Raw genomic sequence first — 508 nt, 5'->3', positions numbered from 1 at the left:
CCTTGGCCTGATTCGCGCTTCCCGCGGCCTTGCGTGCCAGCGAGCGCTGGGCCTTGGCCAGGCGCCTGCGATCGCCCCGCTCATGCCGGGGGTTGGCGACCCTGCCGTCCTCGTCGGTGAGATCGCCGATCGGTCGGGACAGGGTCACCAGGTTGGTGATCCCCGCGTCTACCCCGACCACGTCCCCCATGGGGGCGAGGGAGCGGATCATCTCCTCCACCAGGAGGGACACGAACCACCGCTCGGACGCGTCCTTGCTGACGGTCACCGTGGACGGCTCCGCGCCCTGTGGGAGCGGACGCGACCACACGATGTCCAGCGGGGCGTCCATCTTCGCCAGTGTGAGCTGTCCGTCGCGCCAGCGGAAGGCCGAGCGGGTGTATTCGGCCGACGCCCGCGACTTCTTGCGCGACTTGAAGGTGGGGTACTTGGCCCGCTTGGCGAAGAAGTTTGTGAAGGCGGCCTGCAGGTGCCGCAGCGCCTGCTGCAACGGCACACAGGACACCCC

1 protein-coding gene is annotated in these 508 nt (G+C 69.3%); it reads right to left on the bottom strand.

Annotation, left to right across the window (positions count from 1 at the left end; genetic code table 11):
* Nucleotides 1-508, bottom strand: a 508-nt coding sequence (locus tag Mam01_RS36200) for an RNA-guided endonuclease InsQ/TnpB family protein (RefSeq protein ID WP_204289715.1), incomplete at both ends; no start/stop codon positions are given.

Origin of the sequence: Microbispora amethystogenes (genome assembly GCF_016863015.1) — a bacterium.
In the GTDB taxonomy this organism is placed as follows: Bacteria; Actinomycetota; Actinomycetes; order Streptosporangiales; family Streptosporangiaceae; genus Microbispora; species Microbispora amethystogenes.
This window is presented reverse-complemented; position numbering and strand designations above follow the sequence as displayed.